Source organism: Agarivorans sp. MS3-6, assembly GCF_054112545.1.
The window spans coordinates 1,462,748-1,478,665 of record NZ_CM134202.1 but is presented as its reverse complement, the minus strand read 5'-3'; the positions used below and the strand labels follow the sequence as shown (position 1 = coordinate 1,478,665).

Here is a 15,918-nt window from a genome sequence, read left to right as displayed (position 1 = left end):
TGTTTTTATAAGCTGTGTAAATACCTACCTGACATTTTTCATCTCTATTTTTCTGCTTTTTGTAAATTAATATTTACGGTTTGGCCTTGATTTTATTAGTGATTTTGTCGTTACATCGATTGTTACCGCTTTACTTCTTTTAGTTCATGATTGTTTTGGTTATCCTTTATAAGTTCATGAATTAATTCTATTTATTTGCTTGGTGTTTAACATTTATCTATCGAACTCAAAGCCTTAAATGTGTTTCAAAGCATAGTTTAGAAAAATTCATTCGTTTAATGGATATAAATTGGCTAAAATTTATACTTTAGCCATGTTGACGGTTTAATTCACTGGTTATTAGCAATTAGTGTATTGATTTAATAGCGGTAAAGGGATAATCAAATGGAACAAAGTATAGCGACCTCAAGTGCGACTATTGTATCTATTCAAGGGCAAGCGTTTGCTGTGGATGAACAAGGCAATATGAGGACCTTACAGCCAGGTGACGTTGTTGTCCCTGGAGAATTGATTATTACTTCTCAAGGCGCTCAGCTGGGTTTTTATTACGGAGATGACCAGTATTTACTGGGTGATAATAGTGCGACTCAATTACCCAATGTCCCACAAACCGCAGAGCAAGCTCCCCCTCAACTAACCGCAGTGAATGATTTTGATGTAGAGGCTTTACAACAAGCCATCCTAGAGGGCGTTGATCCCACAGAGCTATTTGAAGCGACTGCTGCTGGTGGTGCCGCACCTGCTGATGGCGGTGCGGAAGCAGGTAATGGCGGGTTTGTCAGTATTGATCGTATTGGCAGTGAAACTATTGCGCAAGCTGGCTTTGATACTCAGAGCCCACTAAGTCCAGTAGAGCAAGTAGAAGAAGACACTAATGCAGTAGAGCCCACCGCTGTAGCTAGTGTTTCTCAGCCAAGCCCTGATCAAGCACCTACCATTGAGGTAACAGCTCAAAGCATTACTGAAGGCTCGGTAGATGCAAACACCGTTATAGCCAATTTCATCTCCAATGATCCCGATGGTGATACGCTCACCCACAGTTTACTCAACGATACTCAAGGCTTCTTTGTTATCGATGGGAATCAAGTCAAATTGACTGCCGCCGGTATCGATGCTGTCAATAACGATGAATTAAATTTAACTGAGCTGACGATTACAGTGCAGGTTGAAGCAAATGGAATTGCTGTTAGTGATTCTACCACTGTTGGCATAGCACGAATTGATGAAGAGTCCTCGAATACAGTAGCTGATTCAGCCAGTACCACCGAAGAACAAAGCGTCACCATCGATGTATTAAGCAACGATGATTTGACCGATGGGGCGACTTTAACTAGCGCTACCGATGGCGCCAATGGCAGCACCGAGATCGTTAACGGCCAAGTGGTATATACGCCCAATGCCGATTTTGAGGGTGAAGACAGCTTTAGCTACATCATCACCGATGAAGACGGCAGCACTTCAACAGCCACCGTCACGGTAACGGTCAATGATGAAGGCGTGCCTACGGCCGTTGCAGATTCTGCCACGACCACAGAAGAACAAAGCGTTACCATCGATGTTACCGATAACGATGCGATGATCGACGGCGCGACTTTAACCAGCGCCACCAGTGGCGCTAACGGCAGCACCGAGATCGTCAACGGGCAAGTGGTATATACGCCCAATGCCGATTTTGAGGGTGAAGACAGCTTTAGCTACACCATCACCGATGAAGACGGCAGTACTTCAACAGCCACCGTCACGGTGACGGTGAATGATGAAGGCGTGCCCGTGGCTGCTGCCGATACCGCCAGCACCACCGAAGAACAATCAGTGACCATCGATGTTACCGACAATGATGCGATGACCGATGGCGCCACATTAACCAGCGCTACTAATGGCGCCAACGGCAGCACCGAGATCGTCAACGGCCAAGTGGTGTATACGCCCAATGCCGATTTTGAGGGTGAAGACAGCTTTAGCTACACCATCACCGATGAAGACGGCAGTACTTCAACCGCGACGGTGACAGTGACCGTCAATGATGAAGGTGTGCCGAGCGCAGTGGCTGATACCGCCAGTACCACAGAAGAACAAAGCGTCACCATCGATGTTACCGATAACGATGCGATGACCGATGGCGCGACCTTAACCAGCGCCACCAATGGCGCCAACGGCAGCACCGAGATCGTTAACGGCCAAGTGGTATATACGCCCAATGCCGATTTTGAGGGTGAAGACAGCTTTAGCTACATCATCACCGATGAAGACGGCAGCACCTCAACCGCGACCGTGACAGTGACCGTCAATGATGAAGGTGTGCCTGTGGCTGCCGCCGATACCGCCACTACCACAGAAGAACAAAGCGTCACCATCGATGTTACCGATAACGATGCGATGACCGATGGCGCGACCTTAACCAGCGCCACCAATGGCGCCAACGGCAGCACCGAGATCGTTAACGGCCAAGTGGTATATACGCCCAATGCCGATTTTGAGGGTGAAGACAGCTTTAGCTACATCATCACCGATGAAGACGGCAGCACTTCAACAGCCACCGTCACGGTGACGGTGAATGATGAAGGCGTGCCTACGGCCGTTGCAGATTCTGCCACGACCACCGAAGAACAAAGTATCACCATCGATGTTACCGACAACGATGATTTGATCGACGGCGCGACACTGACCAGCGCGACTAATGGCGCCAACGGCAGCACTGAAATTGTTAATGGCCAAGTGGTCTATACACCGAATGCTGATTTTGAGGGTGAAGACAGCTTTAGCTACATCATCACCGATGAAGACGGCAGCACTTCAACCGCGACCGTCACGGTGACCGTCAATGATGAAGGTGTGCCCGTGGCTGCCGCCGATACCGCCAGCACCACCGAAGAACAATCAGTGACCATCGATGTTACCGACAATGATGCGATGACCGATGGCGCCACATTAACCAGCGCTACTAATGGCGCCAACGGCAGCACCGAGATCGTCAACGGCCAAGTGGTATATACGCCCAACGCCGATTTTGAGGGTGAAGACAGCTTTAGCTACACCATCACCGATGAAGATGGCAGTACTTCAACCGCGACCGTGACGGTAACGGTGAATGATGAAGGTGTGCCTGTCGCTGCCGCCGATACCGCCAGCACCACAGAAGAACAAAGCGTCACCATCGATGTTACCGACAATGATGCGATGACCGATGGGGCGACTTTAACCAGCGCTACCGATGGCGCCAACGGCAGCACCGAGATCGTCAACGGCCAAGTGGTGTATACGCCCAATGCCGATTTTGAGGGTGAAGACAGCTTTAGCTACATCATCACCGATGAAGACGGCAGTACTTCAACCGCGACCGTGACGGTAACGGTGAATGATGAAGGTGTGCCTGTGGCTGCCGCCGATACAGCGACAACCACCGAAGAACAAAGCGTCACCATCGATGTCACCGACAATGATGCGATGACCGATGGGGCGACCTTAACCAGCGCTACTAATGGCGCCAACGGCAGCACCGAGATCGTCAACGGGCAAGTGGTATATACGCCCAATGCCGATTTTGAGGGTGAAGACAGCTTTAGCTACATCATCACCGATGAAGACGGCAGCACCTCAACCGCGACCGTCACGGTGACCGTCAATGATGAAGGTGTGCCGAGCGCAGTGGCGGATACCGCCGCTACCGATGAAGAACAAAGCGTCACCATCGATGTATTAAGCAACGATGATTTGACCGATGGGGCGACCTTAACCAGCGCTACTAATGGCGCCAACGGCACCACAGCGATCGTTGATGGCCAAGTGGTATATACGCCCAATGCCGATTTTGAGGGTGAAGACAGCTTTAGCTACATCATCACCGATGAAGACGGCAGCACCTCAACCGCGACCGTCACGGTGACCGTCAATGATGAAGGTGTGCCGAGCGCAGTGGCGGATACCGCCGCTACCGATGAAGAACAAAGCGTCACCATCGATGTATTAAGCAACGATGATTTGACCGATGGGGCGACCTTAACCAGCGCTACTAATGGCGCCAACGGCACCACAGCGATCGTTGATGGCCAAGTGGTATATACGCCCAATGCCGATTTTGAGGGTGAAGACAGCTTTAGTTACATCATCACCGATGAAGATGGCAGCACCTCAACAGCGACCGTGACGGTGACCGTCAATGATGAAGGTGTGCCCGTGGCTGCCGCCGATACAGCGACAACCACCGAAGAACAAAGCGTCACCATCGATGTCACCGACAATGATGCGATGACCGATGGGGCGACCTTAACCAGCGCTACTAATGGCGCCAACGGCAGCACCGAGATCGTCAACGGGCAAGTGGTATATACGCCCAATGCCGATTTTGAGGGTGAAGACAGCTTTAGCTACATCATCACCGATGAAGACGGCAGCACTTCAACAGCCACCGTCACGGTGACGGTGAATGATGAAGGTGTGCCTGTGGCTGCCGCCGATACAGCCACAACCACAGAAGAACAAAGCGTTACCATCGATGTATTAAGCAATGATGATTTGACCGATGGCGCGACTTTAACCAGCGCCACTAATGGCGCCAACGGCAGCACCGAGATCGTTAACGGCCAAGTGGTATATACGCCCAATGCCGATTTTGAGGGTGAAGACAGCTTTAGCTACACCATCACCGATGAAGATGGCAGCACCTCAACCGCGACCGTGACGGTAACGGTGAATGATGAAGGTGTGCCGAGCGCAGTGGCGGATACCGCCAGCACCACAGAAGAACAAAGCGTCACCATCGATGTATTAAGCAACGATGATTTGACCGATGGCGCGACCTTAACCAGCGCTACTAATGGCGCTAACGGCAGCACCGAGATCGTTAACGGCCAAGTGGTATATACGCCCAATGCCGATTTTGAGGGTGAAGACAGCTTTAGCTACATCATCACCGATGAAGACGGCAGTACTTCAACAGCGACCGTGACAGTAACGGTGAATGATGAAGGTGTGCCTGTCGCTGCCGCCGATACCGCCAGCACCACAGAAGAACAATCAGTGACCATCGATGTTACCGATAACGATGCGATGACCGATGGCGCGACTTTAACTAGCGCTACCGATGGCGCCAATGGCAGCACCGAGATCGTTAACGGCCAAGTGGTATATACGCCCAATGCCGATTTTGAGGGTGAAGACAGCTTTAGCTACATCATCACCGATGAAGATGGCAGCACCTCAACCGCGACCGTGACGGTAACGGTCAATGATGAAGGTGTGCCTGTGGCTGCCGCCGATACCGCCAGCACCACAGAAGAACAAAGCGTCACCATCGATGTCACTGGCAACGATGATTTGACCGATGGCGCCACCTTAACCAGCGCCACCAATGGCGCCAACGGCAGCACCGAGATCGTCAACGGGCAAGTGGTATATACGCCCAATGCCGATTTTGAGGGTGAAGACAGCTTTAGCTACACCATCACCGATGAAGACGGCAGTACTTCAACCGCGACCGTCACGGTGACGGTGAATGATGAAGGCGTGCCCGTGGCTGCCGCCGATACCGCCAGCACCACCGAAGAACAATCAGTGACCATCGATGTTACCGACAATGATGCGATGACCGATGGCGCCACATTAACCAGCGCTACTAATGGCGCCAACGGCAGCACCGAGATCGTCAACGGCCAAGTGGTGTATACGCCCAATGCCGATTTTGAGGGTGAAGACAGCTTTAGCTACACCATCACCGATGAAGACGGCAGTACTTCAACCGCGACGGTGACGGTAACGGTGAATGATGAAGGTGTGCCGAGCGCAGTGGCTGATACCGCCGCTACCGATGAAGAACAAAGCGTCACCATCGATGTTACCGATAACGATGCGATGACCGATGGCGCGACCTTAACCAGCGCCACCAATGGCGCCAACGGCAGCACCGAGATCGTTAACGGCCAAGTGGTATATACGCCCAATGCCGATTTTGAGGGTGAAGACAGCTTTAGCTACATCATCACCGATGAAGACGGCAGCACTTCAACAGCCACCGTCACGGTGACGGTGAATGATGAAGGTGTGCCTGTGGCTGCCGCCGATACAGCCACAACCACAGAAGAACAAAGCGTTACCATCGATGTATTAAGCAATGATGATTTGACCGATGGCGCGACTTTAACCAGCGCCACTAATGGCGCCAACGGCAGCACCGAGATCGTTAACGGCCAAGTGGTATATACGCCCAATGCCGATTTTGAGGGTGAAGACAGCTTTAGCTACACCATCACCGATGAAGATGGCAGCACCTCAACCGCGACCGTGACGGTAACGGTGAATGATGAAGGTGTGCCGAGCGCAGTGGCGGATACCGCCAGCACCACAGAAGAACAAAGCGTCACCATCGATGTATTAAGCAACGATGATTTGACCGATGGCGCGACCTTAACCAGCGCTACTAATGGCGCTAACGGCAGCACCGAGATCGTTAACGGCCAAGTGGTATATACGCCCAATGCCGATTTTGAGGGTGAAGACAGCTTTAGCTACATCATCACCGATGAAGACGGCAGTACTTCAACAGCGACCGTGACAGTAACGGTGAATGATGAAGGTGTGCCTGTCGCTGCCGCCGATACCGCCAGCACCACAGAAGAACAATCAGTGACCATCGATGTATTAAGCAACGATGATTTGACCGATGGCGCGACTTTAACTAGCGCTACCGATGGCGCCAATGGCAGCACCGAGATCGTTAACGGCCAAGTGGTATATACGCCCAATGCCGATTTTGAGGGTGAAGACAGCTTTAGCTACACCATCACCGATGAAGATGGCAGTACTTCAACCGCGACCGTGACGGTAACGGTGAATGATGAAGGTGTGCCTGTCGCTGCCGCCGATACCGCCAGCACCACAGAAGAACAAAGCGTCACCATCGATGTTACCGACAATGATGCGATGACCGATGGGGCGACTTTAACCAGCGCTACCGATGGCGCCAACGGCAGCACCGAGATCGTCAACGGCCAAGTGGTGTATACGCCCAATGCCGATTTTGAGGGTGAAGACAGCTTTAGCTACATCATCACCGATGAAGATGGCAGCACCTCAACCGCGACCGTGACAGTGACGGTCAATGATGAAGGTGTGCCCGTGGCTGCCGCCGATACCGCCAGCACCACAGAAGAACAATCAGTGACCATCGATGTTACCGATAATGATGCGATGACCGATGGGGCGACCTTAACCAGCGCTACCGATGGCGCCAACGGCAGCACCGAGATCGTTAACGGCCAAGTGGTATATACGCCCAATGCCGATTTTGAGGGTGAAGACAGCTTTAGCTACACCATCACCGATGAAGATGGCAGCACCTCAACCGCGACCGTGACAGTGACCGTGAATGATGAAGGTGTGCCTGTGGCTGCCGCCGATACCGCGACAACCACCGAAGAACAAAGCGTCACCATCGATGTTACCGATAACGATGCGATGACCGATGGCGCGACCTTAACCAGCGCCACCAATGGCGCCAACGGCAGCACCGAGATCGTTAACGGCCAAGTGGTATATACGCCCAATGCCGATTTTGAGGGTGAAGACAGCTTTAGCTACATCATCACCGATGAAGACGGCAGTACTTCAACCGCGACCGTCACGGTAACGGTAGACCCTGCACCTAGGGCGGTTGATGATACTGCCCAAGTATTTGAAGCTGGTTTAGCTTCCGGTAGCGAAGCAGGTATTGCCGCAACGACTACAAGTGGAAATTTACTCGAAAATGATCAAGCGATTAGCGATGGTTTAGCCATTTCTAGCATTGCTTATGATGGCTCGCCATATACTGCTGATGCCAATGGCGTGATTAGTATTGATACCGAACAGGGTCAACTAACGGTCTATACCGAAGCGTATAATGGCTTTGCTAAAGGTGACTATGAGTATCAACTCGAGTTGTCTAGCTCAGCGGGAGATAATGCCAGTGAAAGCTTTGGTTATGCCATCAGTGACCCCGCAGCGGGTGTTGTTACTCAAGGTACATTAGACGTCAACATTACCGATGATGCGCCGGTTGGTAGTGATGTTTCACATAACTTAGAATCTAGCCCGCTCGCGATTACCACCAACTTAGTGCTGGTACTCGATACTTCGGCAAGTATGACGAACGGTGAACATGGTGATGGTCTTAATTACCTAAATATAGCGGTTGAGGCACTATCAAATCTGATAAACCAAGCAGATGATAGCGGCAATGTGAATGTGCAAATAATCGGCTTTTCTGACTCAGTAGTAAGTAGCGGTTGGCTTAGCGATAACGTTGCCGATGCTTTAAGTTACCTGCAAGACCTAAGCTCTGGTGGGGGAACCCATTATGATGCTGCGTTGAATGAAGTGATTGTTAGCAGTGGTACTGACGTGCAGCCGCCAGCAGATAATACTTTGTTGTACTTTATCTCTGATGGAGAGCCCAACTATGGTTTTGGTATCGATGATACGGTGGCATACAACGGGCTAAATGGCCTAGAAGCTTGGGACTCTTTTGTTGAAAATAATATCGATACTAGTTATGGCATTGGTATTGGGAATGCCGATTTAGAGGTACTTAAAGATGTTGCTTCGGAATCAGCCAGTGACGAGTTTGCCTTTATTGTAGAAGATCCCTCAGACCTTTCAGCTACTATTGTTGAGAGTTATTTGGAAGCAGAAGTCAGTGCATCTTTAGGCCTTTTAGAAACCGCTTCAACCGATGGCTTCATCGTCGGCGCTGATGGTGGTTATGTGAGTGCGATTACTATCGAAGGAACAACTTACACCTATGATCCTAAGGCTATTCCTGAAGAACAAAAAACGCTGACAGTCACCACCGCCTTAGGTGGATTACTGCTGCTTAATTTTGTTACAGGCGCCTATTCTTACGAGCTGGATGTTGCTGGCGATGGCTGGGGACAGCAAGAAAATTGGGCGGTAACGGTTACCGATTTTGATGGCGACTCTAGTTCCATTAATATTGAAATTAACACCGTGTTTGAAGCTGTTGTTGATGCTAACCGCGATGTAATTATAACCAACCAAGACGGCACCAGCACCATTAGCGTGCCAAGTTTGGCCTTGCTTTGGAACGATACAGGGGCCGCTATTAGTTTTGACGGGGTTGATAGCCCAGTTGGCGGCTCAGTTAGTGGCAGTGATGAAATACTGTTTGATTCTAATGACGGTGTTGGCTTAGGTATTCATGATAGTAATTTTGAAACGGAAGAACTATCGATTATTGGTACTGAAGCCGATGTGAACTTTGTCGATTTCAATGGCAATAGTGCAGTGGACCTAAGTGACCGCTCATTGTTTAGTTTGAACGACGGAAATATTCCACAAATTGTCAGTGGTGGTTATTCTTATACTTATCAAAGTGAGTTAATTAACGACAACTCACCCGCAACTGCGGCCGATGAAGACTGGCTTAAAGTTACCCTAGCAGAAGGTGAAACTCTGTGGGCTAATATGGCGACTATTTCTGGCCAAGAAAGAGTTAAGGTTGATGCTTATATTTATGATTCAGAGGGTAATCTTTTAACTACCGACAATGGCACCACTAAGTTTACTGAAGATTGGCAAGGTCCTCGTGGCAGCTTTACTGCAGATACTGAGGGTGAGTATTATTTACATATAGTGGCCGACACCGATGAAGACAGTGGTTTCTACCAAATGCACTTAACCATTGACGCTAGCAATGCCATTTACCAAAAATCTGCTGGTACTGACGTAGCAGAACAGTTTGAGTACAGCATTATTGGTGATGGAGTCATAGACTCAACCACTGCGGAATTAATTGGTGTTCATAGTGATTCTATTGATGGTGGTGACGGCGATGAAGTATTGGTTGGTAATTCTGCTGCCAACACCCTTAGTGGAGAAGGTGGTGATGACGCCTTAGTTGGCTATCAAGGCGATGACCAGCTAGCGGGTGGGGAAGGTTCTGATCTACTGATTGGTGGCCAAGGTAATGACATCCTCACTGGGGGGGATGATAGTGACATGTTCGCTTGGTTAGATGGCGATGATCAAGGCACTACCAACGACACTGTCACCGATTTCACTTTAAAGGCGGATGGCGCAGATGCCGATGTTCTTGATTTGAGTGACTTGCTACAAGGTGAAACCGAGGCAAGTTTAGAGTCTTATTTGTCCTTTGAAACGGTGAGTACTGGCAGTGGTGTTGAAACCATTATTTCCATTGATAAAGATGGCGGTAGCAACGGTGAGAGTGTTCATCAAACTATTACCCTGAAAGATGTCGATTTTAGTGGCATGAGTGATAGTGAAATCTTGACTCAATTAATTGAAGATCAACAGCTTAATGTAGATAACTAAGCTATTTGCTTATTGTTTTTATTTTGGTAATGGGCAATACAAGAGTAAGCTAAGGCTTACTCTTGATGTTTTATATTTTGGAAAGGACGCTAGGTGCAAGACGCAAAATCACGGCAGCAATACGCTGATTTAGATATTACCGCAGAGCACATAGACCCACTACTTAACAGTTTGGTGTTTCTATCTAAGTATTACGGAAAACCGTTTTCTGCTCGCGCATTATCGGTGGGATTGCCATTGGAAGACGGGCTGCTCTCTCCTGCCTTGTTACCTCGAGCGGCTTTACGGGCCGGTATGGATGCATCTATTGTTAAAAAGCCGATAGATAACATTCCTACACTGTTGCTCCCGTGTATTCTGCTACTTAAAGACGGCCGCAGCTGCGTTCTAGTATCTCGAGATAAAGATACTATTGAAGTGGCTTGGCCTGAACTGCCTGACAGTCATGAGCATATCCCGCTAGCGCAACTAAGCCCTGATTACACCGGCTTTTGCTGTTATGTGCGCAAACGCTATCGCTTTGATGCGCGCTCCCCTGAATCGTTAAGTAACAAACAAGGCCATTGGTTTTGGAATACATTGCGCCGTTCAGCCCCTATTTATCGAGATGCTTTAGTGGCGTCATTATTTTTGAATTTGTTTGCCATTGCCTCCCCTTTATTTGTGATGAATGTCTACGACCGAGTGGTGCCTAATTCCGCGATTGATACTTTGTGGGTGCTCACTGTGGGCATGGCTTTGGTACTGGTTTTTGACTTTGCCCTAAAACAGATGCGTGGTTATACCCTCGATTTAGCCGCTAAAAAGTCTGATATTTTATTGTCGGCTCGAATTTTCGAAAAACTACTGAATATTAAGGCTGAAGTGAGGCCGCCGTCGGTAGGGGCATTTGCTAAAAATGTACAAGAGTTTGATTCTATTCGTGAATTTATTACCTCTTCTACTATTGCCGCATTAGTGGATGTACCGTTCTCCTTATTATTCTTGGCGGTGATTGCGATGGTGGCAGGGCCTTTAGCCTTGGTGCCTGCCGGCGCTGCGGTATTGATGTTGTTATATTCGTTTTACATCAAACGTAAAATGCACCAAGAAGTTGAGCTAGGCAGTCGCTTCGCCAGCCAAAAAAATGCTCACCTGATTGAGAGTCTTAATGGTATTGAATCACTGAAATTAGCCGGTGCTGAAAGTCAGTTTCAGCATAAGTGGGAAGAGTTAGTAGGCAACATAGCTACTTGGAACATGGCCATTCGCAAGTTGGCTACCTCGGTGGGTAATGTCAACGCTTTTGTCTCGCAAAGCACCACCGTGTTGTTGGTGGTGGTGGGAGTATTCCAGATTTCACAAGGTAATTTGTCCATGGGTGGGTTGGTGGCGGCAGTAATGCTTACTGGCCGAGCTTTAGTGCCTTTCTCTCAAGTGTCTTTACTAGCAACTCGGTATAACCAAGCGCAATCAGCACTTGAGAATTTAGAAGATATCATGCAATTGCCTGACGAAAACTTAGAGCGTTATATGCACCGTTCTCACTTTGACGGCGCAATTAGTTTTAGTGATGTGACGTTTAGCTATCCCGGCAGTGACCAACAAGTGCTTAAGCAAGTTAGCTTTTCGATTAAGGCTAAAGAAAAGGTCGCCATTATTGGTAAAATTGGCGCCGGTAAAACCAGCGTAGAAAAGCTACTGCTCAGTTTTTATGTACCTCAAGAAGGAGCTATTCGCTTAGATGGTGTAGATTTAAAGCAAATTAGCCCTGCCGACGTGCGACAAAAGCTTGGTTGTTTACCGCAAGATATCAATCTGTTTTTTGGCTCAATCCGCGACAACATTACGCTGGGTGTGCCGCATATCGAAGACGAGTTAATATTCCGAGCCGCCGAGCTAGCGGGCGTGACTCAATTTACCGACCTTGACCCTGAAGGTTTAGACCGTCAAGTAGGCGAGCGAGGTCAGTATTTATCTGGTGGGCAGCGTCAAGCTGTGGCTTTAGCTCGGGCGCTGTTGTTCAACCCCCCAGTACTAGTGTTAGATGAGCCTACCAGTAGCATGGATGCTTTCTCTGAAAACTTGGTGAAGACCCGGCTTAAGCAAGTGGCTGAAGATAAAACCTTTATCTTAATTACCCACAAAATGTCGATGTTAGATTTGGTCGACAGAATCATCGTATTAGAGCGTGGCCGAGTAGTGGCAGATGGGACCAAAGCGGATGTATTAGAATTGCTACGCACTGGCAAAGTGAGAGCCACCAATGAGTAAGCAATCACAAGATATCTCAGAGGAAGAACTAAAGTTTGTCGATGACATCAACGCCGCCATTTTGATGAAGACTCCGCGTCGTTCGCGTCGTTTGTTATGGCTTATTTTTGTGTTGATGGCCTGTGCGTTGTATTGGGCGCATTGGGCTCAGGTTGATGAAGTCACTATTGGCTCAGGAAAAGTAATTCCATCACGGCAGATCCAAACTATTCAAAACCTTGAAGGTGGCATTCTTAAACAGATTTTAGTTACCGAAGGTGAGAAAGTAGAACCCGGTCAGCCACTGTTACTTATTGACGATACCCGTTTTCGTTCTGATTTTAGAGAGCAGCAGCAGCGAGTGATCAACTTAGAGGCTGATGTAGCGCGCTTAAAAAGTGAAATAGCCAGTATTCAATTAAAGCCTCAACTTGGTCTCGAGCAATGGCAAGACCAAGTGAAAATTATTGATGTTGATATCGAGTTTAGCGATACACTTGAGCAGAACTACCCTTCAGAGGTCACCGGTCAGCAACTTCAAAAAAATGCCCGGTTACGCGCTTTGCAAAACCAACTCTCTATTACTGCTGGGCAAATTGATCAAAAGCAGCAAGAGTTACTAGAGCTGAAGTCTAAAGTGCTGCATGTAAATAACAGTTATAAATTGCTTTTAGAAGAATTAAAGATAACCAAGCCTTTAGCGGAAGAAGGTATTGTTTCACAAGTCGAAATTCTTAAGCTACGCCGTCAAGCCAATGACTTAAACGGCGAACTACAAAGTAGTAAACTACTGGAACCTAAAATTCGTAGCGCGATTGCCGAAACTATTTACAAGCGACGTGATATCGCTTTAGCTTTTTTGAGTGAGGCTCGAAAGGAGTTAAACCAGATTGAAGCTGAACTACAGCCTTTAAGTGAAGGGCAGGTTGGTCTTCGAGATAGGGTTGATAGAACTTCGGTAATGTCACCAGTTAAAGGTACAGTGAAGAAAATCTACATTAATACTGTAGGAGGAGTGGTTCAACCAGGCATGAGTATCATGGAAATTGTGCCTATGGAAGACAACTTATTAGTTGAAGCAAAAATTCAACCAAAAGACATTGCTTTTCTTCGCCCAGGGCTTAAAACTGTTGTTAAATTCAGTGCTTATGATTTTTCTATCTATGGCGGTTTAGACGGGCAGCTAGAGCACATCAGTGCCGATACCATCTTAGATGAAGAAGGTAATAGTTACTATTTAGTGCGGGTTCGAACCGACAAAAACTATCTCGGTAGTGATAGCGCACCATTGCCAATTATTCCGGGTATGCTATCCAGTGTGGATATTATTACGGGTAAGAAAAGCATTTTAGATTATCTGCTAAAACCGATTATTAAAGCGCAGCAATCTGCGCTTCGAGAACGATAAGTGAGTTTGTTCGCTGCCCTTTTGGTTGGCGACAACAAGGAGTGTTAATGAATAAGTTGACCTTGGCCATAGTGTCTGGGCTGTTGATCAGTAGTAGCTGTGTTTCGGCGCAATCGCTTGAGCAAGCGGTTGCTAAGGTATTGACTGAGCATCCACAGTTACAATCTTCATTCAACCAATTCAAAGCCAGTAGCGAACAATATCAAGGCGCTAAAGGTGGCTATTATCCCACGGTTGATTTAACTGCTGGGGCCGGTTGGGGGCAGCGAGAAACTGAAACCTTGGGGGTAAATAGTGCTAACCCCACAGAAGTAGGCATTAGTATTCGGCAGCTACTATTTAGTGGTTTTGCTACTTCGGGCGAAGTATCTCGAACAGAAAACGAAGCTCGTGCTGATCAGTGGCTGCTATACAACGATTCAGAAAATATTGCGCTGCGGGTGGTGGATGTCTATCTGGAAGTGCTAAAGCAGCAGCAACTGTCTGACTTAGCGGAGAGTAATCTGCAAACCCATTTAGCGATTCAAAAAGATATTAAGAAACGCACTGATTCAGGTGTCGGGTCCAGTGCCGATTTAACCCAAGTAAATGGACGGGTTGCACGCGCTACCACTAACGCTTTGTCATCTCAAAATAACTTAATGGACGCGCAAACCCAGTTTTTACGGGTCGTTAATGCTTTGCCGCAAGACTTGGTGTTACCGGGCGCTGATTTGGATCTGCTGCCAGCTGATCTAGATGCTGCCTTAGCTGCGGCGGTTGATGTTCACCCTACGTTAAAAGCTGCTCAATATGACGTAGCCGCAGCCAATGCTCAAAATACCGTTGCTAAAGCCAACAACTATCCAGAATTGGCTTTAGAATTGGACGGAAACTGGGATCGAAATCAAAATGGTTTAGACGATACCAAAGATTACGAATTGGCCGCTATGCTGCGCGTGCGTTACAACTTATTTAACGGTGGCAGCGATGCGGCTGAAATCCGTCGTACCGCCTATGATGTTAATCGGGCCAAAGCGGTGGGTGACGATGCATACCGTCAAGTGACCGAGGGGACTCGCTTAGCATGGAATGCTTGGGATGTGTTGGTTCGCCAAAAATCGTTTTTGCAGCAGCATGTAGAGGCCAGCTATCAAACAGTAGAAGCATATAAAAAACAATTTAATTTGGGTAAACGTAGTTTACTTGATGTGTTAAACACTGAGAATGAACTGTTTGAAGCACAGAATGAATATATTGGCGCCGATATTGACGAACTACGCGCTAAGTACCGTTTGTTAAATGCCACCGGTTTATTGCTTGAAGCACTGCGAGTGGATCGACCTGAGAACTGGAATTTTTGATGAATAACCACGGGTTGCTTGTGCTTGTTGCCGTATTAGCTTTAACGGCTTGCAGTCAATCTGCTGAACCTTATACAGCAGAGCCTGCCAATTATGATCGTCAAGATGAAGATAGCGATGGTGTGATTAATCAACGCGATCTTTGCCCAAACACTGTGTTGGGCGCCGAGGTTGATAATTATGGTTGTGGTGAGTTTCAAAATATCGATGACGGCTATGAGCTGATGGTGTTTTTCGAACATGACTCTAGTCAGCTTAGCCCTAAATTTTCTCCACAACTGCAGCAAGTGGCTGACTTTATGCAGCGGTACCCAGAGGTGAAAATAAGCGTAGAAGGTTTTGCCAGTGCAAGCGGCAGCAAGCCTTACAATCTTGCATTATCCAAGCGCCGAGCTGTAAGTGTTCGCCAACAACTTATTGAACAGTTTGGTATTGCTGCTGAGCGTGTTGATTTAGAAGCCAACGGCGAGGAACAATTATTAGTAGCAGGTGATAGCGAACAATCAGAAACCGCCAATCGCCGCGCTCGAATCTTTGTTCAAGAGCAATATCGCAAAGCGATTCCTCGGTGGTCAATTTATACTCCGCATTTAAAGCCGTAGCCTAAGC

Annotated in this window: 5 protein-coding genes; all 5 read left to right on the top strand. The window is 48.1% G+C overall.

The features are described from left to right. Positions 1 to 384: 384 nt before the first annotated feature. Positions 385 to 10,326, top strand: a complete 9,942-nt coding sequence (locus ACVFI8_RS06645) for an Ig-like domain-containing protein (RefSeq protein ID WP_457873415.1) — start codon at positions 385 to 387, stop codon at positions 10,324 to 10,326. 93 nt (positions 10,327 to 10,419) lie between these two features. After that, positions 10,420 to 12,579 carry a type I secretion system permease/ATPase gene (locus ACVFI8_RS06640; protein ID WP_248714235.1) on the top strand — a complete coding sequence of 720 codons (2,160 nt, stop codon included), beginning with the start codon at positions 10,420 to 10,422 and terminating at the stop codon, positions 12,577 to 12,579. After that, positions 12,572 to 13,966: an HlyD family type I secretion periplasmic adaptor subunit gene (locus ACVFI8_RS06635; RefSeq protein ID WP_248714236.1), complete on the top strand. Its 1,395-nt coding sequence runs from the start codon at positions 12,572 to 12,574 to the stop codon at positions 13,964 to 13,966. Before ACVFI8_RS06640 ends, ACVFI8_RS06635 begins: the two co-directional genes overlap by 8 nt. Before the next feature lie 47 nt (positions 13,967 to 14,013). After that, on the top strand, positions 14,014 to 15,309 hold the full coding sequence (locus tag ACVFI8_RS06630; RefSeq protein WP_457873414.1) for a TolC family outer membrane protein: 1,296 nt from the start codon (positions 14,014 to 14,016) through the stop codon (positions 15,307 to 15,309). Then, a complete protein-coding gene (locus ACVFI8_RS06625; protein WP_248714238.1) occupies positions 15,309 to 15,911 on the top strand; it encodes an OmpA family protein in 603 nt (200 codons plus the stop codon). The genes ACVFI8_RS06630 and ACVFI8_RS06625 overlap by 1 nt, the downstream gene beginning before the upstream one ends. Positions 15,912 to 15,918 lie beyond the last annotated feature (7 nt).

Excerpts from the sequence above, each read along its gene's own strand:
- ACVFI8_RS06645 (WP_457873415.1), top strand. The coding sequence starts at position 385 with ATGGAACAAAGTATAGCGACCTCAAGTGCGACTATTGTATCTATTCAA.
- ACVFI8_RS06635 (WP_248714236.1), top strand. The coding sequence starts at position 12,572 with ATGAGTAAGCAATCACAAGATATCTCAGAGGAAGAACTAAAGTTTGTC.
- ACVFI8_RS06630 (WP_457873414.1), top strand. The coding sequence starts at position 14,014 with ATGAATAAGTTGACCTTGGCCATAGTGTCTGGGCTGTTGATCAGTAGT.
- ACVFI8_RS06625 (WP_248714238.1), top strand. The coding sequence starts at position 15,309 with ATGAATAACCACGGGTTGCTTGTGCTTGTTGCCGTATTAGCTTTAACG.